The following is a 25,925-nucleotide window of genomic DNA, read 5'->3' on the forward strand; positions in this document are numbered from 1 at the left end:
CAGCGCAGCGAACACTTATTGCGTTGCAAGGATGACAAGCGACAGATTCTTGTTCTAACGTGTCGCCGCACAAGAAAGGGGATCGTCACCGCTGCCTTTGGCCGGTGAAATTGGTCCAGGTCTCGGGAGGAATCGACAAAAATCGCCGACCGATGGCCACCTTGCGGGGGCGTAATACGGAATCGGCATCACGGATGGCCGCGGGCGCATCAAGAAGGCTGAAGTCTTTCGGACGTCATCAGGAGCCGTGGACGAAAAAAGGCGAGACCCTGGGGGTCTCGCCTTTGTTTTTTTGCGGTGCGGCTTATTCCGGCGCCGCTCAATAGCCCCTGGTGTCGAACGGCATGGGCAGGTCGTCGAGCGAGACCACGCCGCTGGTGAGCAGATAGATCAGCCCGCCGGTGATCAGCGCCGCCACGAGCGTGGTGGCGATCACCTTCTTCACCAGCAGCGGGCGCACCGGAGCGCCCGGGTCGGTGCCCGGCGTCACCTCCGCGCTCTCCGCCTGCGAGCGCACGCCCCAGGGCAGCACCGCGAACAGCGTCACCCACCAGACGATGAAATAGATGGCGAGGATGGTGAGGATGCTCACGGCCTCACGCCTGCTCCAGCTCGACCAGCGTGCCGTTGAAATCCTTGGGATGCAGGAACAGCACCGGCTTGCCGTGGGCGCCGATCTTCGGCTCGCCGGAGCCGAGCACGCGGGCGCCGTTGGCCTTCAGCTGGTCGCGCGCCTTGAGGATGTCGTCCACCTCGTAGCAGATGTGATGCACGCCGCCTTCGGGATTGCGCTCCAGGAACTTGGCGATGGGCGAATCCGCGCCGAGCGGCTCCAGGAACTCGATCTTGGTGTTGGGCAGGTGGACGAACACGGTGGTGACGCCGTGCTCGTGCTGGGCCACCGCCTCCGACACCTCGGCGCCCAGCGTGTCGCGATACAGGGCCGCGGCGGCGCCGAGATCGCGCACCGCGATGGCCACGTGGTTCAGCCGTCCGATCATTGGTCCCCTCCTCGCGCCCGCGCGGCGCCGCTCGTCAAGACGCCATCACACTTCCAGAACGTGGACGTGGCAAACCGGCTTTTTGCCCCACACCGCGTTCACCGCCGAGCGCACCGCCCGCTCCAGCGTCTCGGCGAGCGCCTCGGGATCGCGCCGGCGCGCCCGCGGCAGGCCGTCGAGGGTGGCGCTCACGGTGTCGAGCACGTGGTCGAGCATGTCGATGCCCCCCTCCCCGCGCTCGGGAATGCCGGTGATCTCCACCGAGGGGTCGCCGGCGATGCCGCCCTGGCGGTCCACCGCCACCGCCACCGAGACCGCGCCGGCGAAGGAGAGCTTGCGCCGCTCGGGAATGGAGCGCGCCGCCTCGGCCACCAGCAGGCGGCCGTCCTTGTAGAGCCGCCCGAACGGCACGTCGTCCACCCGCTCGGCTGGTCCGGGCGCGAGGCGCACCACGTGGCCGTCAAAGCAGGTGACCACCTCCGGCACGCCGAGGCGCTTGGCGAGCTTGGCATGCTCGTGCAGATGCAGCGCCTCGCCGTGCACCGGGATCGCCACCTGCGGGCGCACGAAGGCGTACATCTGCTCGAGCTCGCCGCGCCGCGGATGGCCCGAGACATGGACCAGGCCGTCGCGGTCGGTCATCACCTCGACACCCCGGCGCACCAGAGCGTTGATGATGTGGTTCACCACCTTCTCGTTGCCGGGTATGGTGCGCGACGAGAACACCACCAGGTCGCCGGGCGAGAGCGCGATCTCGGGATGGTCGTCGTCGGCGATGCGGCGCAGCGCGGCGCGCTGCTCGCCCTGGCTGCCGGTGAGGATCGCCACCACGTTGCTGCGCGGCAAATAGCCGAAGGCGTCGGCGCCGCGGAAGGCGGGCACGCCGTCGAGCAGGCCCTCCTCGCGCGCCACGCCGATGACGCGCTCCAGCGCGCGGCCCACCACCACCACCTCGCGCCCATTGGCGCGCGCCGCCTGGGCGATGGCGCGCACCCGCGCCACGTTGGAGGAGAAGGTGGTGAAGGCGACGCGGTGCTTCGCCTTGCCGACGATCTCGGTCAGCGAGGCCGCGACGTCCGCCTCGGAGGGCGAGACGCCGTCGCGGATGGCGTTGGTGGAATCGCAGATCAGCGCGCGCACGCCCTCGTCGCCCAGCGCCTTGAGGCGCGCGGTGTCGGTGGGCGGGCCCACCAGCGGGGTCGGGTCGAGCTTCCAGTCGCCGGTATGGACCACGAGGCCCACGCCGGTGCGGATCGCCAAAGCGTGGCTGTCGGGGATGGAGTGCGCCACCGGCACGAACTCCACCTGGAACGGCCCGATATCGACGGAGGCGCCCGAGCGCACCACCGTCACCGGCAGTGCCGACGGCGCGCCCGGCTCGCCTGAGCGCTTGGCCTCCAGCAGGCCGGCGGTGAAGCGGGTGGTGAAGATCGGGCATTTCAGGCGCGGCCACAGGTCGAGCACCGCGCCCACATGGTCCTCGTGGCCGTGGGTGAGGACGAGGCCGGCGATGTTCTTCTTCTCCGCCTCCAGGAAGCGGATGTCGGGCAGCACCAGGTCAACGCCCGGCGCCTCCGGCCCGGCGAAGCTCATGCCGAGGTCCACGATCAGCCAGGTGCGGGCGCGCCGCGGCCCGTAGCCGTAGAGGGCGAGATTCATGCCGATCTCGCCCACGCCGCCCAAAGGCGCGAATACCAACTCGTCGGGTTGTGCCATGTCGTCCGCCGTTTCCATCCCGCGGCGCCACCGACGCCGCCTTTCCGGCCACTGTCAGTCCGGCTTGATGAGGGAGACGTCGCCCGCCGTGATGATTTCCGCGACGCCGTCCTTGCGCCTCAGCATCAGGGCGCCGCGCGCGTCGATGTTCTCAAAACGGCCCACCACCTCGCGCTCGCCCACCTTGACGCTCACCTGGTCGCCCATGCCGAGGGCGTGCCGCATCCATTCGGCGCGGATCTCGGGGAAGCCCGCGCCCGCATTCCACTGGCTGATGCGGGCCGCCATGGCAATGTCGAGCGCCTCCAGCACCCGGTCGGGCGCCGCCGGCGCGCCGGCGGCCTGGAGGCTGGTGGCCGCATAAGCGAGCCCGTCGGGATGATGCAGGCAGTTGACGCCGAAGCCGATCACCGCCGCCGGGCGGCCATAGGCGTCCGCCCCGCCCTCCACCAGGATGCCGGCGAGCTTGGCGCGGTCGATCAGAAGGTCGTTGGGCCACTTCAGCTTGAGCCGCTCGGGGGCGATGTCGGGGGCGGCGCGCATCACCGCATCCCGCAGCCCGAGGCCGGCGACGAAGCAGAGCTGGGCGAGGTGCGCCGCCGGCGCCGGGTTCGGCAGCACCAGGGTCGCGAACAGGTTGCCGAGCTCCGAGGTCCAGGGCCGGCCGCGCCGGCCGCGCCCCTGGGTCTGCACGTCCGCCACCAGCCACACCGGCATGGTCTCGCCGCGCGCAAGGCGCGCGAGCCCCTCGGCGTTGGTGGAGCCGATCTCGGTGTAGCGGACGATGGGAACCGTGGAACCCTGGAATTCGTATGCGGCCATTCGATCAGAAGAGCGAGCGGGCGGCGGCCCCCGCCGCCTCGATGAGGGGAGCGGGATAGACGAAATAGAAGATGGTGAAAAGCCCGCTCGCCGCCAGCACCGCCTTCAGCTCCGACGGCATGGGGTCGAAGGCGTCCGCCGGCTCGTCGAAATACATCACCTTGACGATGCGCAGATAATAGAAGGCGCCCACCACCGAGGCGAGCACGCCGATCACCGCGAGGCCGTAGAGCCCGGCCTGGATCGCCGCCAGGAACACGTAGTATTTGGCGAGGAAGCCGGCGAGCGGCGGGATCCCGGCGAGCGAGAACATGAGCGCCGCCAGCATCAGCGCCATCAGCGGGTTGCGCGACGCGAGCCCGGCGAGGTCCTCCACCTGCTCCACCGCCTGCCCCTTGCGGCGCATGGCGAGCACGCAGGCGAACGAGCCGAGCGTCATGGCCACATAGATGGCCATGTAGACCAGCACGCCGCGCACCCCCTGCTCGGTGCCGGCGGCGAGGCCCACCAGCGCGAACCCCATGTGGCCGATGGAGGAATAAGCGAGCAGCCGCTTGATGTTGCGCTGGCCGATGGCGGCGAAGGCGCCGAGCACCATGGAGGCGATCGAGACGAAGGCGACGATCTGCTGCCACTGGTGGGTGACGTGCGGGAACGCCTCGATCACCACGCGCACGAAGATCGCCATGGCCGCCGCCTTCGGGGCGGTGGCGAAGAAGGCGGTGACCGGGGTGGGCGCGCCCTCATAGACGTCCGGAGTCCACATGTGGAACGGCACCGCCGAGACCTTGAAGCACAGGCCCGCCAGCAGGAAGACGAGGCCGAACACGAGGCCGATGGAGGGCTCCTTCACCACCGTGGCGATGACCGAGAAGTTCACCGATCCGGTGAAGCCGTAGATCAGCGAGGCGCCGTAGAGCAGCATGCCCGAGGACAGCGCGCCGAGGACGAAATATTTCAGGCCCGCCTCGGTGGAGCGCACCGAATCCCGGTTGATGGCGGCCACCACATAAAGCGAGAGGCTCATCAGCTCGAGGCCGAGATAAAGCGCGATCAGGTCGCCGGCGGACACCAGGATGCACATGCCGAGGGTGGCGAGCAGCACCAGCACCGCATATTCGAACTTCTGCTGCTTCTCCCGGTTCAGCCAGTCCACCGCCATGACCAGCGAGACCGCAGCGCCGGACAAGGCGAGGAACTTCATGAAGCGCGAATAGGTGTCGATCACCATCGCGCCGTTGAAGGCGACCACCTTGCCGCCGGGCGCCAGCAGCACCAGCAGCGCCGCCGCGGCGAGCACCGCGATGGCGAGGCCGGTGACGAGATTGGCCGCGCGCTCCCCGCGGAACGCGCCGATGAGGATCAGCGCGATGGCCGACACGGCGAGCACCAGTTCCGGCAGGACCGCGGCGAGGGGGGGCAGGAGCTGCGACATGAAGGTCATCCGGGCTCAGAAGGGAAGGAGCAGCGCGGTCTTCACCGCATCCGCCACCTGATCGGTGCGCGCGATCACCGTGTTCACGGCGCTCGCCGTCATGTCGAGGATCGGCGCCGGCCACACCCCGAACAGGATGGTGAGGACCACCAGCGGCGCCATGATCGTGATCTCGCGCGGCGAGAGGTCGAGCATGGATTTGAGCTGATCCTTCTCCAGCGGCCCGAAGATCACGCGCAGATAGAGCCACAGCGCATAGGCCGCCGAGAGGATCACGCCGGTGGCGGCGAAGAAGGCGATCCAGGTGTTGCGCTCGAACGCGGCGAGCAGGGTCAGGAACTCGCCGACGAAGCCCGAGGTGCCCGGCAGGCCCACATTGGCCATGGTGAACACCATGAAGGCGGTGGCGTAGAGCGGCATGCGGTGCACCAGGCCGCCATAGGCGGCGATCTGGCGGGTGTGCAGGCGGTCGTAGATCACCCCCACGCACAGGAACAGCGCGCCCGAGACGAAGCCGTGGGAGATCATCAGGAACATCGCGCCCTGAAGCCCGGCCTCGTTCATCGAGAAGATGCCCATGGTCACGAAGCCCATATGGGCGATGGACGAATAGGCGATCAGCTTCTTGATGTCCTCCTGAACCAGGGCCACCAGCGAGGTGTAGATGATCGCCACCACCGAGAGGGTGAACACCAGAGGCGCGAAAGTGTGGCTCGCCTCCGGGAACATGGGCAGCGAGAAGCGGATGAAGCCGTAGCCGCCCATCTTCAGGAGGATGCCGGCGAGGATCACCGAGCCGGCGGTGGGCGCCTCCACATGGGCGTCGGGCAGCCAGGTGTGCACCGGCCACATGGGCATCTTCACCGCGAACGAGGCGAAGAAGGCGAGCCAGAGCCAGATCTGCATGCCGGCCGGGAAGCCGTGCTTCATCAAAGTGGGCACGTCGGTGGTGCCGGCCTGCCAGAACATGGCCATGATGGCGAGCATCATCAGCACCGAGCCGGCGAGCGTGTAGAGGAAGAACTTGAACGCCGCATAGATGCGCCGCTGCCCGCCCCAGACGCCGATGATGAGGAACATCGGGATCAGGCCGCCCTCGAAGAAGAAGTAGAAGAGCACCAAATCGAGGGCGCAGAAGGTGCCGACCATCAGGGTCTCGAGCACCAGGAAGGCGATCATGTATTCCTTCACCCGCTTGTGCACGCTCTCCCACGAGGCGAGGATGCAGAACGGCATCAGGAAGGTGGTGAGGATCACGAACGGCAGCGAGATGCCGTCGACGCCCATGTGGTAGGCGGCGACCTCGCCGAGCCAGGCCTTCTTCTCCACGAACTGGAAGCCGGACGCCGCGGGGTCGAAGCCCGGCAGCAGCAGCAGCGAGACCACGAAGGTGACGAGCGTCGTCCACAGCGCCACCCAGCGGGCGTTGCGCGCGGTGACCTCGCTGTCGCCCCGGACCGCCAGGATGAACAGCGCCCCCACCAGCGGCAGGAAGGTGACGACGGAGAGGATGGGCCAACCGGTCATCGCGTCACACTCCGGCGAACATGAACCAGGTGATGAAGGCCGCGACGCCGATGAGCATCACGAAGGCGTAGTGGTAGAGGTAGCCCGACTGCAGGCGGACCACCCGGCCCGTCACGTCGATGACGCGCGCGGAGATGCCGTCCGGACCGAAGCCGTCGATGATGGTGCCGTCGCCCTGCTTCCACAAAAGCCGGCCGATCCAGAGCGCCGGCCGGACAAACAGGAAGTTGTACGCCTCGTCGAAGTACCACTTGTTGAGCAGAAAGCGATAGAGCGCATCTTGCGATTGGGCGAGCTGCACCGGCACCCGCGGGTCGAGGATGTAGAACCAGTAGGCGATCAGCGTGCCGATCACCATCATGAGCGTCGGCGCCCACACCGCCCAGGCGGGAATCTCGTGCATGGCGTGGAGGATGTGGTTCTCCGCCCCCATGAAGATGGAGCTGCGGAAGAAGTGCTCCACCCCATGGCCGACGAACACGCCGTAGAAGGCGTAGCCCGCGAAGATCGCGCCGAGCGACAGCACCGCCAGCGGGATGGTCATGCTCAGCGGGCTCTCGTGGGCGTGCTCGTAATGGTGGTGGTCGTGCGGCTTGCCGTGGAAGGTCAGGAAGATCAGGCGCCAGGAATAGAAGGCCGTGAGCGCCGCGGCGATCACCGTCATCCAGTAGCCATAGGTCCGGAAGGCGTTGTGGCTGGCATAGGAGGCCTCGATGATGGCGTCCTTGGAATAGTAGCCGGACAGGAACGGGAAGCCGGTGATGGCGAGCGTGCCGATGATCATCACCGCATAGGTGTAGGGGATCTTCTTCCGCAGGCCCCCCATGTGGCGCATGTCCTGCTCGTGGTGCATGGCGTGGATCACCGAGCCGGCGCCGAGGAACAACAGCGCCTTGAAGAAGGCGTGGGTGAGCAAATGGAACATGCCAATGGAATAGGCCCCCGCCCCCATGGCCACGAACATGTAGCCGAGCTGCGAGCAGGTGGAATAGGCGATCACCTTCTTGATGTCGTTCTGCACCAGGCCGACGGTGGCGGCGAAGAAGGCGGTGGTGGCGCCGATCAGCATCACCACGTCGAGCGCGGTGGGCGACAATTCGAAGATCGGCGACATGCGCGCCACCATGAACACGCCGGCGGTCACCATGGTGGCGGCGTGGATGAGGGCGGACACCGGGGTCGGGCCCTCCATGGCGTCGGGCAGCCAGGTGTGCAGCAGGAACTGGGCCGACTTGCCCATGGCGCCGACGAACAGCAGCAGCGCGATCACGGTGGGCGCGTCCCAGGCGTGGCCGAGGAAGGAGATGGTCTTGCCGGCGAGCGCGGGCGCCTGGGCGAAGATGGTCTCGAACGCCACCGAGCCGGTCATCACGAACAGCGCGAAGATGCCGAGCACGAAGCCGAAGTCGCCGATGCGGTTGACCACGAAGGCCTTCATGGCGGCGGCGTTGGCGGACGGCTTCTCGTACCAGAAGCCGATGAGCAGATAGGAGGCGAGGCCCACGCCCTCCCAGCCGAAGAACAGCTGCACCAGATTGTCCGCCGTCACCAGCATCAGCATGGCGAAGGTGAACAGCGAGAGATAGGCGAAGAAGCGCGGCCGGCTCGGGTCCTCGTGCATGTAGCCGATGGAATAAAGGTGCACCAGCGAGGACACGGTGGTGACCACGATCAGCATGATCGCCGTCATGGTGTCGATGCGCAGCGCCCAGTCGACCTTCAGGTCGCCCACATAGATCCAGCGCATCACCTGCACGCGCGCGTCGTGGCCGGAGAAGCCCACGTCGACGAAGGCGATCCAGGCCAGAAGGCAGGCGACGAACAAGAGCGCGGTGGTGACGATCTCGCTGGCGCGGGCGCCGATGGAGCGCCCGAACAGGCCGGCGATGAGGAAGCCGATGAGGGGGAGAAAGACGATCGCCTGATACATGGCCTCAGCCCTTCATGGCGTTGATGTCCTCGACGGCGATCGAACCGCGGTTGCGGTAGAACACCACGAGGATGGCGAGGCCGATGGCCGCCTCGGCCGCGGCGACCGTGAGCACCAGCAGCGCGAACACCTGGCCCGTCAGGTTGCCGAGGAAGGCGGAGAACGCGACCAGGTTGATGTTCACCGCAAGCAGGATGAGCTCGACCGACATCAGGATGACGATCACGTTCTTCCGATTGAGGAAGATGCCGAGCGTGCCCAGCGTGAACAGGATCGCCGCGACGGTGAGGTAGTGCGAGAGACCGATCTCCATTGCCGCCCCCTCAAAGGCCCTGGCCGGGGCGCACCTTGACCACCTCGATGGTGGTCTTGGCGGTGCGCTCCACCTGGGCGGAGATGCTCTGGCGCTTCACGCCCGCCTTGTGGCGCAGCGTCAGCACGATGGCGCCGATCATGGCGACGAGGAGCACGAAGCCCGCCGCCTGGAAGAAGTAGATGTAGTCCGTGTAGAGCACCTGGCCGAGGGCGCGCACGTTGCTCACCGCGGCGGCGCCCGGGGGCGGCACGTTCGCCGCCGCGCTCACCGCCTTGGCGACCCCGGGGCCAGTCACCCAGGCGCCCACCACCAGGATCAGCTCGGCGAGGAAGATGACGCCGACCACCAGGCCGACCGGCAGATATTGCAGGAAACCCTGGCGCAGCTCCACGAAGTCCACGTCGAGCATCATCACGACGAACAGGAACAGCACCGCCACCGCGCCCACATAGACCACCACCAGGATCAGCGCCAGGAATTCCGCCCCGATCAGGATGAACAGGCCCGCCGCATTGACGAAGGCGAGGATCAGGAACAGCACCGAGTGCACGGGATTGCGCGAGGAGATCACCATGAAGGCGGACGCAATCAGCACGAAGGCGAAGAGATAGAAGAACGCTGCCGCGACACTCATGCGCCGAGCCCCCCTGCCCGCGGCGCGCCCGCGCCGGTCATTGCCGGCGCCTTGCGGCGTCCGGTGGATCGATTGCCTTCACGCATCCCAAATGTCCACTGTCGCGATGCCGCGCGGACGCCCGGCACCAATCCCACCCCAAAGGCCGGCCTGCGGCCGGCCCGTCCTCGCGCGCTCAGCGGTACGGCGCATCGAGCGCGATGGCGCGCGCGATCTCGCGCTCCCACCGGTCGCCGTTCGCGAGCAGCTTTTCCTTGTCGTAATAGAGTTCCTCGCGGGTCTCGGTGGCGAACTCGAAGTTCGGCCCCTCGACGATGGCATCCACCGGGCACGCCTCCTGGCAGAAGCCGCAATAGATGCACTTCACCATGTCGATGTCGTAACGGGTGGTGCGGCGCGTGCCGTCGTTGCGGCGCGGGCCGGCCTCGATGGTGATGGCCTGGGCCGGGCAGATCGCCTCGCACAATTTGCACGCGATGCAGCGCTCCTCCCCGTTGGGATAGCGGCGCAGAGCGTGCTCGCCGCGGAAGCGCGGCGAGAGCGGCCCCTTCTCGAACGGGTAGTTCAGCGTCGCCTTCGGCTTGAAGAAATAGCGCATGGCGAGGAAGAAGCCCGAGACGATCTCGGTGAGGAAGATGGCGCGCGCGGCCTGATCGAGCTTCATGGGCGCTCTCCGGTACGGCGGTGCGGTTGGCGGTAAGGGCGGATCATCGCGGCGCCATCCCGGTAAAGTGCAGGACGCCGGCCACCACCACCACGGCGGCGAGCGAGATCGGCAGGAACACCTTCCAGCCGAGCCGCATCAGCTGGTCGTAGCGATAGCGCGGCACCATGGCCTTGGCCATGGCGAACAGGAAGAACATGAAGCACACCTTGAGCACGAACCACACCAGGCCCGGCACCCAGGTGAAGGGGGCGAACGGCAGCGGCGAGAGCCAGCCGCCGAGGAACAGGATGGTGGCCACCGCGCACATGGTCAGGATCGCCACGTACTCGCCCAGCATGAACAGCAGATAGGGCGTCGAGCCATATTCGGTCATGAAGCCGGCCACCAGCTCGCTCTCCGCCTCGACCAGGTCGAAGGGCGGCCGGTTGGTCTCCGCCAGCGCCGAGATGTAGAAGATCACGAACATGGGGAAGAGCGGCAGGAAATACCAGTTCAGCAGCCCCAGCTTGCCGTTCTGCGCTTCCACGATCGCCGACAGGTTCAGCGAGCCGGCGCACATCAGCACGGTGATGATGACGAAGCCGATGGAGACCTCGTAGGACACCATCTGCGCCGCCGAGCGCAGCGCGGCGAGGAACGGATACTTCGAGTTCGACGCCCAGCCGGCCATGATGATGCCGTACACGCCCAGCGACGAGATGGCGAAGATATAGAGCACGCCCACGTTCAAATCGGCGATCACCCAGCCGTCGGCGATCGGCACCACCGCCCAGGCGGCGAGCGCCAGCACGCAGGTCACCAAAGGGGCCAGCAGGAAGATGGTCTTGCTGGCGCCCGCCGGGATGGTGGGCTCCTTCAGCACGAACTTCAGAAGGTCGGCGAAGGATTGCAGCAGGCCGAACGGGCCCACCACGTTGGGTCCGCGCCGCAGCTGCACCGCCGCCCAGATCTTGCGGTCGGCCAACAGGATGTAGGCGATGAAGATCAGCAGCGCGACGAGCAGCGCAAGGCTCTGCCCGAGGATGATGAGCACCTGGATAAGGGTGTCCTGCCAGTTCATGTCCTTGATCCCGTGCTGCTATTCACCCCGGCATCGATCCCCCTCGCCCCGCCGGGGAAAGGGAATTGCGCATTCGCCATCGCGCCCATCGCCTTACTCCGCCGCCTCCGCGGCGGCCTCCAGCCTGAGGGCCGAGCATTCGGCCATGATGGCCGAGGCGCGGGCGATCGGGTTGGTGAGGTAGAAGTCCTCGATCGGCGAGGCGAACGCCGCTTTGTCCGTGGCGCCGCCCTTCTGCGCCAGGGCGGCGATTGCCGCCGGGTCCGCCGCCAGCGCCTCGTCCACATGGCCGAGATGGGGAAAAGCGCCCACCAGAAGCGCGCGCAGCGCCGTCAGGTTGTCGAACGGCAAGGTCTGCTTCAGCACCTCGGAGAGCGCGCGCAGGATCGCCCAGTCCTCGCGCGCCTCGCCGGGCGGGAAGGCGGCGCGGTTGGCGAACTGCACCCGGCCCTCGGTGTTCACATAGAGGCCGCTCTTTTCGGGATAGGCGGCGCCGGGCAGGATCACGTCCGCCCGGTGGGCACCGCGGTCGCCATGGGTGCCGAGATAGACCACGAACGCGCCGGGGGCGACCTCCACCTCGTCCGCGCCCATCAGGAACAGCACGTCGAGCGCGCCCGGCGCGCACATGGCCGCCGCGTCGAGACCGCCCTCCCCCGGCACCGCGCCGAGATCGAGCGCGCCGACCCGGGCGGCGGCGGTGTGGAGCACCGCGAAGCCGTTCCAGCCCTCCTTCACCGCGCCCACGGCGAGCGCCACCTTGGCGGCGAGCGAGAGAACGGCGGCGCCGTCCGGACGGGCGAGCGCGCCCTGGCCGACGATCACCATCGGCCGCTCGGCGGCGCGCAGCGTCTCGGCGAAGGTGCCCGCGCCGGCGAGGTCGGCGAGGCTGTCGGGGCCGGCGCCGAGATATTCATAGGAGTAGGTCAGCTCGGCCTGCGGGCCGACCACGCCCACCTTGAGCCCGCCCATGCGCCAGCGCTTGCGGATGCGGGCATTGATGACGCTCGCCTCGTGGCGCGGGTCGGTGCCCACCAGCAGGATCGCGTCGGCCGCCTCGATGCCGGCGATGCCGGGATTGAACACGTAGCTCGCCCGGCCCGCCGCCGGATCGAGCGCGGCGCCGTCCTGGCGGCAGTCGATGTTCTTCGAGCCGAGCTTGTCCAGGAGCGCCTTGAGGGCGAACACCTCCTCGACGCTGGCGAGGTCGCCGACGATGGCGCCCACCTTGGCCGGGGCCGCCGGCCTCACCTTGGCGGCGATGGCGGCGAAGGCCTCGCTCCAGGAGGCGGGGACCAGCCGGCCGTCCCGGCGCACATAGGGCCGGTCGAGGCGCTGCATCTTCAGGCCGTCCCACACGTAGCGGGTCTTGTCCGAGATCCACTCCTCGTTCACCCATTCGTTGGTGCGCGGCAGGATGCGCATCACCTCGCGGCCGCGGGTGTCGATGCGGATGTTGGAGCCGACCGCGTCCATCACGTCGATGGATTCGGTCTTCACCAGTTCCCACGGGCGGGCGTGGAAGGCGTAGGGCTTGTGGGTCAAGGCGCCGACCGGGCACAGGTCCGCCACGTTGCCCTGCAGCTCCGAGCGCATGGCGTGCTCGAGATAGGTGGTGATCTCCATGTCCTCGCCGCGGCCGATGGCGCCGAGATCGGAGACGCCCGCCACCTCGGTGGTGAAGCGCACGCAGCGGGTGCAGTGGATGCACCGGTTCATGGAGGTGCGCACCAGCGGGCCGATATATTTGTCCTCGACCGCGCGCTTGTTCTCGGCGAAGCGCGAGCTGTCGGCGCCGTAGGCCATGGCCTGGTCCTGGAGGTCGCACTCGCCGCCCTGGTCGCAGATCGGGCAGTCGAGCGGATGGTTGACCAGCAGGAACTCCATCACCCCTTCGCGCGCCTTCTTCACCATCGGGCTCTTGGTGAGCACCACCGGCGGCTCGCCGTTGGGGCCGGGGCGCAGGTCCTTCACCGCCATGGCGCAGGAGGCGGTGGGCTTGGGCGGGCCACCCTTCACTTCCACGAGGCACATGCGGCAATTGCCGGCGATCGACAGGCGCTCATGGAAGCAGAAGCGCGGAATCTCGACGCCCGCCGCCTCGCACGCCTGGAGCAGCGTGAACTCGGCGGGCACATCGACCTCGGTGCCGTCGACGATGATCTTGGCCATCCGCTCACTTCCCCGAACAACTTTCAACCAAAGCGACGGTCAAAACGACCACGCCCCAGATCGTCCCAATCAAGACCGGCGCGCGGCTCTTCTTGGTGTGGAATATCCACCCGAAGGCCGCGGCCAGCAGCGCGAAGGGCGGCATGACCAGCACCGCGGTGCGCCACGCCATCCTGTCATGAACCAGCCACCCGATCGCCCCGACGGTGAATGCGATGCCGCCGAAGGTCACCCCGATCCCCATGCGCTCCCAACGTTCCAGGCTCGGGCCCGGAGGCGGCGGCACATAGGGCTTCATCACGCCGCCCCGGGCTGCCAGCCGGGGATCGGAATGCCGAACCGCAGCAGGTTGCCTTCCGGGTCCCACACATAGAACTCGCGCATGCCCCACGCGCGGTCCTGGACCGCGGAAATCCGCCCGCCCTCCGCCGCGCCCGCCATGGTCGCGTGCAGGGCCTCGATGTCGTCCGCCCGGACATAGACCGAGGTCGCCTCGGCGATGGCCCGGTCGGCGCAGCGCCAGAAATGGATCTCGAACTGCCCGTCGCGGCCGATGATGGCGTAATCGTCCATCGTCCGCTTCACGACGAAGCCCAGCTTGTCCCGGTACCAGGCCGCGGCAGCCGAAGGATCGGCCGCCGGCAAAGTGGGGCAGAGCTGGGTGATGCGGGCCATGGCCACCCCCTACTCCGCCGCCACCGGCACCGGGTCCGGATGCGGGTTGGCCGCATACTGGTCGATGCGCGCTTCGATCACGGGGCGGAAGTGCCGGATCAGCCCCTGCACCGGCCACGCCGCAGCGTCGCCCAGGGCGCAGATGGTGTGGCCCTCGATCTGGGTGGTGACCTCCAGCAGCATGTCGATCTCGCGCTTCTGCGCGCGCCCCTCGGCCATGCGGCTGACCACGCGCCACATCCACCCCGTGCCCTCGCGGCAGGGGGTGCACTGGCCGCAGCTCTCATGCTTGAAGAAGGCGGAGATGCGGGCGATCGCCTTGATGATGTCGGTGGACTTGTCCATCACCAGCACGCCCGCCGTGCCGAAGGACGACTTGGCGGCGCGCGTGCCGTCGAAGTCCATGATCAGATCGGCGCACTGGTCCGCCGGGATCACCGGGCAGGAGGCGCCGCCGGGGATGATGCCGAGCAGATTGTCCCAGCCGCCGCGCACCCCGCCGCCATGCTTGTCCAGAAGCTCGCGGAACGGGATGCTCATGGCCTCCTCGATCACGCACGGCGTGTTCACGTGGCCGGCGAGGGAGAACAGCTTGGTGCCCACATTGTTGGGCCGGCCGATGGCGGCGAACCAGGCCGCGCCGCGGCGCAGGATGGTGGGCGCAACGGCGATGCTCTCCACGTTGTTGACCGTGGTCGGGCAGCCATAAAGACCCATATTGGCCGGGAACGGCGGCTTCAGGCGCGGCATGCCCTTCTTGCCCTCGAGGCTCTCCAGCAGCGCCGTCTCCTCGCCGCAGATATAGGCGCCGGCGCCGTGGTGGAGATAAAGGTCGAAGGGATAATCGTGGACGTTGTCCTTGCCGATCAGGCGCGCCGCATAGGCCTGGTCGATGGCCGCCTGCAGGCGCTTGCGCTCGAAGATGTATTCGCCGCGGATATAGATGTAGGCGGCGTGCGCGCCCATGGCGAAGGAGGCGATCAGGCAGCCCTCGATCAGCGTGTGCGGATCGTTGCGCATGATCTCCCGGTCCTTGCAGGTGCCGGGCTCGGATTCGTCCGCGTTGACCACGAGATAATGCGGCCGCCCGTCGGACTGCTTGGGCATGAAGGACCACTTCATGCCGGTGGAGAAGCCGGCGCCGCCGCGGCCGCGCAGGCCGGACGCCTTCATCTCGTTGATGATCCAGTCGCGCCCCTTCTCCAGGATCGCCTTGGTGCCGTCCCAGTTGCCGCGCGCCAGCGCGCCCTTCAGGCCGAAGTCGTGCAGGCCGTAGATGTTGGTGAAGATGCGGTCCTTGTCGGCGAGCATGGGCCTCACTCCTCCGGATCGCGCACGCCGGTGCCGGTCTTCACCGGCTCACGGTCGGAACCTGTGACGGACGGGCTGGACGCCTGGGCCTCGGCCGCCACCGCCTCGCGCTTGTCGCGGGTGTCGGCGCCGTCGGCCGCCTTCTCCTGCGCCGCCGCGGTGGCGCCGAGAGGATCCGCCGGGCTCGCTTCGGCCGCGCGCGCACGGCCGGCGGAGAGCAGGTCGGGCGTCTCTGTGCCGGTCGCATCGGCGCCGGGAACGGTGGTCGCGAAGGCGTAGAGCGCGGCGTCGGTGAGCACCCGCGCGCCGCCCTCGGGCTCGGCGCCGTGGCGGGAATTCTGCGGCCCCACCTTCACCGGACGGCCCGCGGCGAGATCGTCGAGGAGCTTCTCGAAGGTCTCCGGCGTCAGGTCCTCGTAATAATCGTCGTTGATCTGAACCATGGGCGCGTTGGTGCAGGCGCCGAGGCATTCCACCTCGAGCCAGGAAAAGGTGCCGTCGGCGGTGACCTGGCGCTCGTGGCCGATCTTCTTCTCGCAGACGCGCTTGATGTCTTCCGCGCCGCGCAGCATGCAGGGCGTGGTGCCGCACAGCTGGACGAAATACTTTCCCACCGGCGCGAGGTTGAACATGGTGTAGAAGGTGACGATCTCCAGCACGCGGATATGCCCCATGCCGAGCCGGTCCGCGACCGCGCGGATCGCCGGCTCGGGCAGCCAGCCGCCGGCCGCCTTCTGGGTCTCCCAGAGCAGCGGCACCACGGCGCTCGCCTGGCGCCCCTCGGGGTATTTGGCGATCAGCTGCGCGGCAATCTCCTCCAGCTCCGGCGTGAAGACGAAGCTGTCGGGCTGCTCGGCGGCGAGGCGGCGGACGGACATGTCAGGATCCCAGGCCGGCGATACGGGCATCGGCGCCGCGAAGGCGCCGGAGCGAAGGGCGGAGGCGGGCGGCGCCGGTCACCGGTCCACCTCTCCGAACACGATGTCGAGCGAGCCGAGGATCGCCGAGACGTCGGCCAGCATGTGGCCGCGGCACAGGAAATCCATGGCCTGCAGATGGGCGAAGCCGGGCGCGCGGATCTTGCAGCGATAGGGCTTGTTGGTGCCGTCGGAGACCAGATAGACGCCGAACTCGCCCTTGGGCGCCTCCACCGCGGCGTAGACATCGCCTTCCGGCACGTGGAAGCCCTCGGTGTAGAGCTTGAAGTGGTGGATCAGCGCCTCCATGGAGCGCTTCATCTCGGCGCGCTTGGGCGGCGTGATCTTGTGGTCGGTGGAGTGCACCGGACCGCCTTCCTTCAGCAGGCGCTCGACACACTGCTTCATGATCCTGGTGGACTGGCGCATCTCCTCCATGCGCACCAGGTAGCGGTCGTAGCAGTCGCCGTGGCGGCCCACCGGGATGTCGAAGTCGAGCTCGGAATAGCACTCATAGGGCTGCGCGCGCCTCAGGTCCCAGGCGGCGCCGGAGCCGCGCAGCACCGGCCCGGAAAAGCCCCAGGACAGGGCGTCATCGAGCGAGACGACGCCGATATCCACCGTGCGCTGCTTGAAGATGCGGTTGCCGGAGACGAGGCGGTCCAGATCGTCGACGAATGCCAGGAACGGGTCGCAGAAGGCGCCGATGTCCTCCACCAGCTGGCGCGGCAGGTCCTGGTGCACGCCGCCGGGGCGGAAATAGGCCGCATGCATGCGGCTGCCCGAGGCGCGCTCGTAGAAGATCATCAGCTTCTCGCGCTCCTCGAAGCCCCACAAAGGCGGGGTGAGCGCGCCCACGTCGAGGGCGAAGGTGGTGACGTTGAGCAGGTGCGAGAGCAGGCGGCCGATCTCGCAATACAGCACGCGGACGAGCTGCCCGCGCCGCGGCACCTCGAGCCCCAGGAGCTTCTCGGCCGCGAGGCAGAAGGCGTGCTCCTGGTTCATCGGCGCGCAATAATCGAGCCGGTCGAAATACGGCACCGCCTGGAGGTAGGTCTTGGTCTCGATCAGCTTCTCGGTGCCGCGGTGGAGCAGGCCGATATGCGGGTCGACGCGCTCGACCACCTCGCCGTCGAGCTCCAGCACGAGGCGCAGCACGCCGTGCGCCGCCGGGTGCTGCGGGCCGAAATTGATCTGGAAGTTGCGGACCTTGTCGGCCGGCTTCATGTCGTCGAGGGTCTGTGCCATGGCGTGCTCCCTCACCCGGCCTTAGGCGGCGTGGGCTGGGTCGCCTTCTCGTCGCCCGGCAGGACGTATTCGACGCCCTCCCACGGCGAGAGGAAGTCGAAGTTGCGGAACTCCTGCGGCAGGCGCACCGGCTCGTAAACCACGCGCTTCAGCTCGTCGTCGTAGCGCACCTCCACGAAGCCGGTGGTCGGGAAGTCCTTGCGCAGCGGGTGGCCGTCGAAGCCGTAGTCGGTGAGCAGGCGCCGCAACTCCGGATGGCCGGTGAACAGGATGCCGTAGAGGTCGTAAGCCTCGCGCTCGAACCAGTTGGCGCCCGGGAACACGCCGGTGATGGAGGGCACCGGCGTGTCCTCGTCGGTGGTGACCTTGAGGCGGATGCGCAGGTTCTGCTTCAGCGACAGCAGGTGGTAGACCACGTCGAAGCGCTTCTCGCGCGCCGGATAGTCCACGCCGCACACGTCGATGACGCACTGGAACAGGCAGGCGGTGTCGTCGCGCAGGAAGGTCGCGAGCGCCACGATCCGCCCCGGCTCCACCGCAAGGGTGAGCTCGCCGTGGGCGACCGTCGACGCGATCACCGCGCCCGGAACGGCGCCGGCGACGTGGGCCGCGAGGTCATTCAACGTCTCGTCCATCTCGACACGTCCCGTCCTGGACCGCATGGCGGCTCAGCGTTCGATGGTTCCGATGCGGCGGATCTTCTTCTGCAGCAGCAGGATGCCGTAGACCAGCGCCTCCGCCGTGGGCGGGCAGCCGGGCACGTAGATGTCCACCGGCACGACGCGGTCGCAGCCGCGCACCACCGCGTAGGAGAAGTGGTAGTAGCCGCCGCCATTGGCGCACGAGCCCATGGAGATGACGTAGCGCGGCTCCGGCATCTGGTCGTAGACCTTGCGCAGCGCGGGGGCCATCTTGTTGGTCAGCGTGCCGGCGACGATCATCACGTCCGACTGGCGCGGCGAGGCGCGCGGCGCGAAGCCGAAGCGCTCCACGTCGTAGCGCGGCATGGAGGCCTGCATCATCTCCACCGCGCAGCAGGCGAGGCCGAAAGTCATCCACATCAGCGAACCGGTGCGCGCCCAGGTGATGAGGTCATCCACCGTGGTGACGAGGAAGCCCTTGTCGGCGAGCTCGGCGCTGATCTCCCTGAAGAACGGATCGTCCGCGCCCACCGGGCGGCCGGTGGAGGGGTCGACGATGCCCTGATGGTCGGTCTCGACGTCGGGCACGGTGGCCGAAGGGGTCAGTCCCATTCCAGAGCTCCCTTGCGCCATTCATAGATGAAGCCGACGGTGAGCACGCCGAGGAACATCATCATCGACCAGAAGCCGAGGTCGCCCAGCCCGCCGAACGTCACCGCCCAGGGGAACAGGAAGGCGACCTCGAGGTCGAAGATGATGAACAAGATCGCCACCAGGTAGAACCGCACGTCGAAGGTCATGCGCGCGTCGTCGAAGGCGGGAAAGCCGCATTCGTAGGCGGAGAGCTTCTCGGGGTCCGGATTCTGATAGGCGACGATGAAGGGCGATACCAGCAAGGCAAGCCCAATCACCAGCGCGACGCCGATGAAGATGACCACCGGAAGGTAGTCCATGAGCAATGCGTTCATGTGCCCGCACCTCGGGGCGCGTGGGCGATCCGCTTGAAGCGTTACCGCGCCGGCCTCGGTTGGAGGAATTCGAAACGACGTGGGCAGGCTTATCGCAGCGCCAGATGGGAGGCAAGAGCGCGGTTCGGCCTAGAACCGGAAGCGGCCTCCGGGCCCTCGGCGCCGGCGGCGCCAGGCTTGCGACCCGGCTCCACCACCATCGTGCTGCGGCGCCGCAATCGCCGTGCACGGCACCCCGCTGCCGTCACCCGCGGGCGTCGGGGGCGGCCCGCGCCGAAGGCCCGGGGCGGCACTTGGGCCGCCCACAGGAAAATGGAGGGCGCCGCGTCACGCCCGGCGTCGGGGCGGTGCCGCGCAGCGCGCGCACCGTGCGACACAATGACAGCCGCCGGGCGCCGCGCCGCCGGGAAGGCGCGCCACGCCCGCCACCGACGCGGCCCGCCGCTTCAGCGCCGGCCGCGGACGCCACCGCCGCCGCGCATCACGGCCCCACCGCCGCCCCGGAATTGCGGCGTGGCGCGGAACTGCGCCCCACCCGCGCCGAACGATCGTCCCCGAAACTGCTGGCTCCGGAACTGCTGGTTCCGGAACTGCTGGGTCCGCAACTGCTGTCCCCGAAACTGCTGGTTCCGGAACTGCTGGTTCCGGAACTGCTGGCTCCGGAATTGCTGCGAGCGCAGCTGTTGGGAGCGGAACGGCTGCGTGCGCGATTGCTGCGAGCGGAACTGCTGGCTCCGCAGCTGCTGGGCGCGCAATTGAGTCGGCCCGCGCTTCAGCGCCGGATTGACCACCCCACCGGGCCGCAGGGCGCCGCCGGGAACCCGTCCGGGAAGCGCCGGCCTCACCCCGGGGGCCAGTGGGCCGCCGGGTCGCAGGCCGGGCGCGAAACCGGGCCGGCCTGGACCCCAGACGCCGCCGGGTCCGCCCGGACGGCCGGGGAGCGGCTTGCCCGGCAAAGGCTGCCAGGGCTTCAGGCCGCCACCGGGCCAGGGTCCGGGACGGGGCCCGGGCCAGGGTCCGGGGCCCGGCCACGGACCGGGGCCAGGCCAAGGCGGGCGCGGTCCGATCCACGGGCGCCAGCCGGGATAGCCCGGCCACACCGGCGGATAGACCCAGCCGTTCCACCAGTTCCATGAGCCCCACCAGGCATTGCCCACCACCACGGCGGTGCCGAAGGTCAGCAGCCCCAGCCCGGCGATCGTATAGATGTCGGTGTCATAATACGGCACGTACACCACGTTGGGATCGGCCGAGGTGATGTAGATGGTGTTGCGCCCGTTCTCGCTGCGGGTGGTGACGTTCTGGTGCTTGTTGGTCTTCAGGGCGCCGTTGGCCTCCGCCTTGGCGCGCAGCACCTGGATGGCGACGCTCACGTCCTCCGGCTGGTAGACGAAGGCGCTGCCGATGGCGGTCGTGGCGTCGAGATCCTCGTTGAGCTTGGCGATCACGGTGGGGAAGCGCGCCAGCGCCTTCACCGTCGGGTCCCAGCTCTGGCTGTCCACGCCGGAGAAGTTGCCCTTCTTCACCGCGGCCTTGTTGCGCTCCAGCCAGCGCTGCGCCTGCACCAGCTCGATCGGATAGACGGTGGCCGGCAGCATCTGCGCCAGCAGCGTGTCGGGATAGAGCGCATAGGGCGCCAGCAGCTGCTGAAGCTCGGTCTCCGAATAGGTCTGCTGCTGGCCGGCCGCGGCGGCGCCGGCCGCTGCCGGAGCCGCCCCGGGCGGCGCCTGGGTTGAACCCGCCGGCGCGGCCGGCGCTTGGGCAGCATCGGCCGGTGCGGGCGGCTGCGGAACCTGTGCCGGGACAGGCGGGGCCACCGGCGCGGCGTCGGCACCGGCCGGCGACGGCACGCCCGATGCGGCCGGGTTCGTCTGGGCAGGGGTCTGGTTGGCGGCGTCAGGCGCCGGAGCGGGCGGCGTCGGCGCCGTGGAGGCCGTCCCGGCGGGGACCGAATTGCCGGCCGCCGAGGCGGTGCCGGCGGGCGTCTGCGCCACCGCGGGATACACGCTGGAGGTCCACCCCAGAGCCAGCGCGACCGCAAGCCGGGACCAGGCCGCTGCCCCCCACCGCCCTTGCTGCTTCATGTTCGTCTCCATCGGGAGCGGCGCGAGCGCCTCGTGCCGTCCATGCGCTGCCCAAAGGAAGGCGCATGGAATATCGGCCATTTTCAGACTTGCGCCGGTCGCGCCGGCATAAAATGACATGCCTCAATCGCGCGCCGGCCTTGTGCCGCGGGACCGGCCTTGGTCGAGGGCGGCCGATGGGCCCGGCCGCCGCCCTCCTATGCCTTCAGGGCCTCGCCCACCGCCGCCACCAGCTGCTTCAGGGAGAACGGCTTGGGCAGGAAGGCGAAATGCTCCGACGGCGGCAGGTTGCGCGCGAACGCCTCCTCGGCATAGCCGGAGATGAAGATGATCTTCAGCCGCGGATCGCGCGCGCGCAGCTCCTTCAGCAAGGTCGGCCCGTCCATCTCGGGCATCACCACGTCGGAGACCACGAGGTCGAGCTTGCGCCCGCAGGTGTCCATCACCTCGAGCGCCTCCACCCCGCTCGCGGCGGTGAGGACGTCGTAGCCGCGGCCGATCAGAGCGCGGCTCGCGAAGGCGCGCACCGCGTCCTCATCCTCCACCAGCAGCACCGTGCCCTGGCCGGTGAGGTCGGCCGGCCGCGGCTCGGCGGCGGGCGCCGTCTCGTCCTCGGGGCCGCCCTCGTGGCGCGGCAGCAGCACCCGGAACGTGGTGCCCTGCCCCTCCACGCTGGAGGCGAGGATGGTGCCGCCGGTCTGCTGGACGATGCCGTAGACCGTGGCGAGCCCGAGCCCGGTGCCCTTGCCCACCTCCTTGGTGGAGAAGAACGGCTCGAAGATCTTGTCCATGATGTGCGGCGGGATGCCGGTGCCGGTGTCCTCCACCTCCACCAGCACGTAATCCCCGGCCGGCAGGTCACTGGCGCCGAAGGCGGCGACCGCCTCGGCCGGCACGTTGGCGGTGCGCAGCTTCAGGGTCCCGCCCTCGGGCATGGCGTCGCGCGCGTTCACGGCGAGGTTCACGATCACCTGCTCGAACTGGTTCACGTCCGCCTTCACCGGCCACAGGCCGCGCCCGTGCTCCACCTCGAGCGTGATGCGTCCGCCGAGCAGCCGGCGCAGCAGCTCGGAAATGTCGGCGATCACGTCGGTGAGCTCGATCACCTGCGGGCGCAGGGTCTGGCGCCGCGAGAAGGCGAGCAGCTGGCGCACCAGGCCCGCCGCCCGGTTGGCGTTCTGCTTGATCTGCATGATGTCCGGGAAGGACGGGTCGCTCGGACGGTGCTTGGCCAGCAGCAGGTCGCAATAGCCGATGATGGCGGTGAGCAGGTTGTTGAAGTCGTGCGCCACCCCGCCGGCGAGGTGGCCCACCGCCTGGAGCCGGTGGGACTGGGCGAACTGCGCCTCCAGCGCCTTCTGCTCGGTGGTGTCGATGGCGCACAGCGCGATCTCGCCGCCGCCGAGCGGGGCGGCATAGAGCCGGGCGCTGCGCCCGCTCTCGCCGCGGCGGACCACGTCGCACGGGGTGGTGCGGCCCGCTTGGGCGCCCTCCAGAAGGCCGGCCACGGCCGCGCCGTCGCTTTCCGCCACGAGGTCGGCAAGGCGCGCCTCCGGCGCCGCGCCGGAGCGGCCGAACAGCCGGTCGAAGGCAGCGTTGGCGGAGCGGATGCGCCCCGCTTGGTCCAGCAGCGCCATGGCCAGGGGCGCGTTGAGGAAGAAGCGGTCCTCGCCCCTGGCGCCGCTCTGCTCCTGGGCCGGCGCGCCCACCGCCGGGACCGGCGCCAGGCGGGCGACGCCGGGCAGGATCACCACCGTCGCCTCGCCCGCGGCGTCGGTGGGGCCGAGCGCGACCAGGCCCGGCAGCCGGCCCCCGTTCCGGGTGACCAGGGTCACGGGCAGGACCTCGGGCTCGGCCTCCTTGCGCGCGAGGCGCCCGCGCAGGGCCGCCACGTCGGCCGGCGCGAACACCTCCTCGATCGCCTTGCCGGCGGGCTCCCAGGCGGTGAGCCCGTAGCCCAGCATGCGGCAGAAGGCGGCGCTCGGCGTGCGCACCAGGCGCTGGGACAGCCGCGCGACGCCGGCCGGGGCCTGCTCCCAGGCCTCCACCAGGGCGTCGGCCCGTATCTCTTCGCGCACCGGCACCCGCGCCGAAACGGCCGGCAAGGCCGGCACCAGGGTCGCGGCCGAGGTGGCGGCCGAGGTGGCGGCCGAGGCCGCCGCGGCGCGCGGCGCGGCGGGAACCCTGGCCGGTGCCGCGGCCGGCGCCGCGGGCGCGGCCGGGGCCCCGGTGCGCGCCGGCCAGGACGGCGCCGGTGCGGGCGCCGCCGACGGCGCCGGCTCGGGCGGTAGGCGCAGGGTCCACAGCACGCGCCGATGGCCCTCCAGCGGATGGACCGAAACCTGGAGCCGGCGCGAGGGATCGGCCGCGTCGTAGGGGGTGGACTGCTGGTGCGTCCGCCCGTCGGCCACCGCGTTCAGCAGCTCGCTCGCCAGCGCCTGCGCGCCGGGGATGCGGCCGAGCAGGGCCTCCGGCAGCGGCAGTTCGCCCGCCCCGCTGTGGCTGAGGCGCCGATAGGCGGCGTTGGCCTCCACCACCGTGGAACCGCCGTCCACCACCGCCATGGCGTCGCCGGAAGCGGCGAGCGCCGCGGCGCCCAGGCGGTCGGCCCCGCGCGCCCGGCGCCCGAGCACCCGGCCGATGCCCGCCAGCGCCGCCAGGGCGCCCAGCACGGCGAACATGCCGGCCACCACCGGGGCGAGGCCGCCGCCGCGCATGTCGGAAAACGCCATGGTGGCGAGCAGGCCGCCCACCAGCGCCGCCAGCGCGAGGACGGCGAAGCCGCCCGGCCCCTGCGGCAGCAGTTGGCTGCCCGCGCGTGCCCTCGGGCGGATCGCCCGCCGCGTTCCATCAGCCATCACGGCCCCCTCCCGGCGCCCGGCGCAAGCTGGCTTTGCGCCTAGAGATTCGCGTCCGGTTTAAATCCTGCCATGATTATCAAGAAAACCTTAGGGCATGGGCGCGCAAGATCGCGCATTCCGGACCCACGGTCATCCGTCCGCCCTGACTCCCGTTCCCGCATGCAGCCAGCGGAGGCATGATGTTTCAGCAGATTTTCGGCACCCAGCTCGACTTTCCGGTCCGGCTCGGCGTAGCCCTCCTCGTGATCGCCGTGCTGCTCGGAGCGACGGTCATGCTCATGCGCGCCATCGGCGGGCGCCGCCTTGCGGTGGCCAGGGGCCGTTCCGGCCCGCGTCTGACGGTGGTCGACACGCTGGCTCTCGACGCCCGGCGCCGGCTGATGCTGGTGCGCCGCGACGAGGTCGAGCATCTGATCCTGGTGGGCGGCACCGCCGATCTGGTGGTGGAGGCCGACATCGACAAGCCGGCGGCGGGCCGCCAGCCGGCCCAGATCCGCGAGGCGGCCGCCGCCCAGGTCCAGGCCCAGCCCGGCCACCCGTTGCCGCGCGCCGCGCCGGCGCCCCGGCTCGCCGCGGCGCCCTCCCTCGACGGCCTGCCGCCGGCCGAGGAGCCCCGCGCGGTGCCGGAGCTCGCCGCCCGCGACGCCGACGCGGCGCCCGCCGCAGAGATCCGGCGCCCCATGCCGGCGCGCCGGCCGCTGCTGCGGCCCGACGGCACGCTGTCCGGTCGCCCTGCCGCGCCGGCCCCCGCCGCCCGTCCCAGCCTGCCGCGCGGCGCCCCGCCGGCCATCGGCCGCGGTCCGTCCGGTCCCGTGCCGGCCGAGCCCGCAGGCGATCGCGCCGCGCCGACGGAACGGCGTGCGGCGCTGGAGCGCCCGGTGATCGCGGGCGCCGCCGCCCCCGGCGAGGCGGACGCCGGCATCGCCGACGCGGCCGCGGCCGAGGCGCCGCACCCGGCCCGCGCGCCGGAGCCGGCGCAGCGGGGCGCGCCCGACATCGACGCGATCGCGCAGAATCTCGACCTCGCCCTCGCCGAAACCACGGACGAGACGGCGCCCCATCTCAGCCTCGCCGACCTGCTGGAGGAGGAGCCCGCGTCCGAAGCCGGGCCCGCCCCCGCCATCGGCGAGATCGACCTCGTCTCCGAGCTCGCGGCGGAGCTCGCCCTCGAGGTTCCGCAGACCAGGATCGCGTTCGGCGAGGCCGAGGCCGCCTCGCTTGCGGACGCCCCGGCGGAGGCCAACGACGCCAACGAGGCCGCCGCTGCCGCCGAGGCGCCCAAGGCCGCGCCCGCGGCGCCGGACGTCGAGCCGCGGGGGGCCGAGGCCCCCTCCCCGGCCGCCGTTCCGCCCGTCGCCCCCGCCGAGCGCCCGCGCGAGCGGCTGCGGGACATCCGCCCGGTCCTCGCGCCGGCGGGCGAGCGCCCCGAGCGGCCCCGGATCGAGCCGGCGGCGGCGCGGCTTGAGCCCTCGGCCCGTCCTGAGTTCGCGCCGCGCGCCCCCGCGGGGGCACCGGAGCCGGGCCTGCGCCCGCGCGAGTTCGCCTTGCGCCCCGGCGACGGTTCGGCGCGCCCGTCCCGCGAGGCGCCCCGCCTCGACGCCCCGCGCCGCGCCGCGCCCGAGCCGTCCGAGCGACCGCCGGCGCTCACCCGCCTGCGCGACCAGCCGCGGCGGGAGGGCGAGCTGCGCCGCGATCCCGAGCGCCGGCCCGACGATCTCGGCGCCCGGCCGGCCCCGCCGGCGATCGCGCCGCGCCGTTGGGAGGCTCCGGCCACCCCGCAGGCACCGCGCGCCGAGCTGGAGCCGCAGGTTGTGCCCCACGCCGCGCCGCGCGGCGAGAAGCCGGTGGAGCCGGTGCAGAGCCCCGCCAACGATCCGTTCAACGATCTCGACGCCGAGATGGCGAACCTGCTCGGCCGCAGCTCCGGCCGCTAGATCGGA

Annotated in this window: 23 protein-coding genes; 1 reads left to right on the forward strand and 22 read right to left on the reverse strand. The window is 70.0% G+C overall.

Annotated elements, in window-relative coordinates; all coding sequences use genetic code 11:
- Positions 1-319 precede the first annotated feature (319 nt).
- From ABLE88_RS19485 to ABLE88_RS19590, 22 genes are all read right to left on the reverse strand, one after another.
- On the reverse strand, positions 320-592 hold the full coding sequence (locus ABLE88_RS19485; RefSeq protein WP_348833392.1) for a DUF1467 family protein: 273 nt from the start codon (positions 590-592) through the stop codon (positions 320-322).
- A 4-nt stretch (positions 593-596) separates the two neighbouring features.
- Positions 597-1,001, reverse strand: coding sequence for a methylmalonyl-CoA epimerase (gene mce / locus ABLE88_RS19490; protein WP_348833393.1), 405 nt, complete (start codon positions 999-1,001; stop codon positions 597-599).
- Between the two features lie 45 nt (positions 1,002-1,046).
- Positions 1,047-2,717, reverse strand: a complete 1,671-nt coding sequence (locus tag ABLE88_RS19495) for a ribonuclease J (protein WP_348833394.1) — start codon at positions 2,715-2,717, stop codon at positions 1,047-1,049.
- 54 nt (positions 2,718-2,771) lie between these two features.
- The gene (locus tag ABLE88_RS19500; protein ID WP_348833395.1) at positions 2,772-3,539 is read right to left on the reverse strand and encodes a biotin--[acetyl-CoA-carboxylase] ligase; all 768 of its coding nucleotides are present in this window, start codon (positions 3,537-3,539) and stop codon (positions 2,772-2,774) included.
- A gap of 4 nt (positions 3,540-3,543) precedes the next feature.
- Positions 3,544-4,983, reverse strand: coding sequence for an NADH-quinone oxidoreductase subunit NuoN (gene nuoN / locus ABLE88_RS19505; RefSeq protein WP_348833396.1), 1,440 nt, complete (start codon positions 4,981-4,983; stop codon positions 3,544-3,546).
- 6 nt (positions 4,984-4,989) lie between these two features.
- A complete protein-coding gene (locus ABLE88_RS19510; protein ID WP_348833397.1) occupies positions 4,990-6,501 on the reverse strand; it encodes an NADH-quinone oxidoreductase subunit M in 1,512 nt (503 codons plus the stop codon).
- Positions 6,502-6,505: 4 nt separating this feature from the next.
- Entirely contained in the window at positions 6,506-8,431 is a 1,926-nt protein-coding gene (gene nuoL, locus ABLE88_RS19515) for an NADH-quinone oxidoreductase subunit L (protein WP_348833398.1), read from the reverse strand.
- Between the two features lie 4 nt (positions 8,432-8,435).
- The gene (gene nuoK, locus ABLE88_RS19520; RefSeq protein ID WP_348833399.1) at positions 8,436-8,744 is read right to left on the reverse strand and encodes an NADH-quinone oxidoreductase subunit NuoK; all 309 of its coding nucleotides are present in this window, start codon (positions 8,742-8,744) and stop codon (positions 8,436-8,438) included.
- A gap of 10 nt (positions 8,745-8,754) precedes the next feature.
- Complete coding sequence (locus ABLE88_RS19525; protein ID WP_348833400.1) at positions 8,755-9,381, reverse strand: NADH-quinone oxidoreductase subunit J; 627 nt, start codon at positions 9,379-9,381, stop codon at positions 8,755-8,757.
- 175 nt (positions 9,382-9,556) lie between these two features.
- Positions 9,557-10,045, reverse strand: coding sequence for an NADH-quinone oxidoreductase subunit NuoI (gene nuoI / locus ABLE88_RS19530; RefSeq protein ID WP_348833401.1), 489 nt, complete (start codon positions 10,043-10,045; stop codon positions 9,557-9,559).
- A gap of 43 nt (positions 10,046-10,088) precedes the next feature.
- The gene (gene nuoH, locus ABLE88_RS19535) at positions 10,089-11,108 is read right to left on the reverse strand and encodes an NADH-quinone oxidoreductase subunit NuoH (RefSeq protein ID WP_348833402.1); all 1,020 of its coding nucleotides are present in this window, start codon (positions 11,106-11,108) and stop codon (positions 10,089-10,091) included.
- Between the two features lie 93 nt (positions 11,109-11,201).
- The gene (gene nuoG, locus ABLE88_RS19540; protein WP_348833403.1) at positions 11,202-13,280 is read right to left on the reverse strand and encodes an NADH-quinone oxidoreductase subunit NuoG; all 2,079 of its coding nucleotides are present in this window, start codon (positions 13,278-13,280) and stop codon (positions 11,202-11,204) included.
- Between the two features lie 4 nt (positions 13,281-13,284).
- A complete protein-coding gene (locus ABLE88_RS19545) occupies positions 13,285-13,578 on the reverse strand; it encodes a hypothetical protein (protein ID WP_348833404.1) in 294 nt (97 codons plus the stop codon).
- Positions 13,578-13,955: a bleomycin resistance protein gene (locus ABLE88_RS19550; protein ID WP_348833405.1), complete on the reverse strand. Its 378-nt coding sequence runs from the start codon at positions 13,953-13,955 to the stop codon at positions 13,578-13,580. Before ABLE88_RS19550 ends, ABLE88_RS19545 begins: the two co-directional genes overlap by 1 nt.
- 9 nt (positions 13,956-13,964) lie before the next feature.
- Complete coding sequence (gene nuoF / locus ABLE88_RS19555) at positions 13,965-15,266, reverse strand: NADH-quinone oxidoreductase subunit NuoF (protein WP_348833406.1); 1,302 nt, start codon at positions 15,264-15,266, stop codon at positions 13,965-13,967.
- 5 nt (positions 15,267-15,271) lie between these two features.
- Positions 15,272-16,144 (reverse strand): NADH-quinone oxidoreductase subunit NuoE, encoded by an 873-nt coding sequence (gene nuoE / locus ABLE88_RS19560; RefSeq protein ID WP_348833407.1) that lies wholly within the window; start codon positions 16,142-16,144, stop codon positions 15,272-15,274.
- Positions 16,145-16,222: 78 nt separating this feature from the next.
- On the reverse strand, positions 16,223-17,410 hold the full coding sequence (locus ABLE88_RS19565) for an NADH-quinone oxidoreductase subunit D (RefSeq protein ID WP_348833689.1): 1,188 nt from the start codon (positions 17,408-17,410) through the stop codon (positions 16,223-16,225).
- A gap of 32 nt (positions 17,411-17,442) precedes the next feature.
- Positions 17,443-18,066: an NADH-quinone oxidoreductase subunit C gene (locus ABLE88_RS19570; RefSeq protein ID WP_348833408.1), complete on the reverse strand. Its 624-nt coding sequence runs from the start codon at positions 18,064-18,066 to the stop codon at positions 17,443-17,445.
- Positions 18,067-18,099: 33 nt separating this feature from the next.
- Positions 18,100-18,684, reverse strand: a complete 585-nt coding sequence (locus tag ABLE88_RS19575) for a NuoB/complex I 20 kDa subunit family protein (RefSeq protein WP_348833409.1) — start codon at positions 18,682-18,684, stop codon at positions 18,100-18,102.
- Positions 18,675-19,040 (reverse strand): NADH-quinone oxidoreductase subunit A, encoded by a 366-nt coding sequence (locus ABLE88_RS19580; protein WP_348833410.1) that lies wholly within the window; start codon positions 19,038-19,040, stop codon positions 18,675-18,677. Before ABLE88_RS19580 ends, ABLE88_RS19575 begins: the two co-directional genes overlap by 10 nt.
- 446 nt (positions 19,041-19,486) lie before the next feature.
- Entirely contained in the window at positions 19,487-21,124 is a 1,638-nt protein-coding gene (locus ABLE88_RS19585) for a DUF3300 domain-containing protein (protein ID WP_348833411.1), read from the reverse strand.
- A 197-nt stretch (positions 21,125-21,321) separates the two neighbouring features.
- Complete coding sequence (locus ABLE88_RS19590) at positions 21,322-23,982, reverse strand: ATP-binding protein (RefSeq protein ID WP_348833412.1); 2,661 nt, start codon at positions 23,980-23,982, stop codon at positions 21,322-21,324.
- 182 nt (positions 23,983-24,164) lie between these two features.
- On the opposite strand from ABLE88_RS19590, the gene ABLE88_RS19595 reads away from it, so the two are divergent.
- Complete coding sequence (locus ABLE88_RS19595; protein WP_348833413.1) at positions 24,165-25,919, forward strand: flagellar biosynthetic protein FliO; 1,755 nt, start codon at positions 24,165-24,167, stop codon at positions 25,917-25,919.
- Positions 25,920-25,925: the final 6 nt, after the last annotated feature.

The organism is Xanthobacter luteus, assembly GCF_040049235.1.
Taxonomy (GTDB): Bacteria; Pseudomonadota; Alphaproteobacteria; order Rhizobiales; family Xanthobacteraceae; genus Xanthobacter.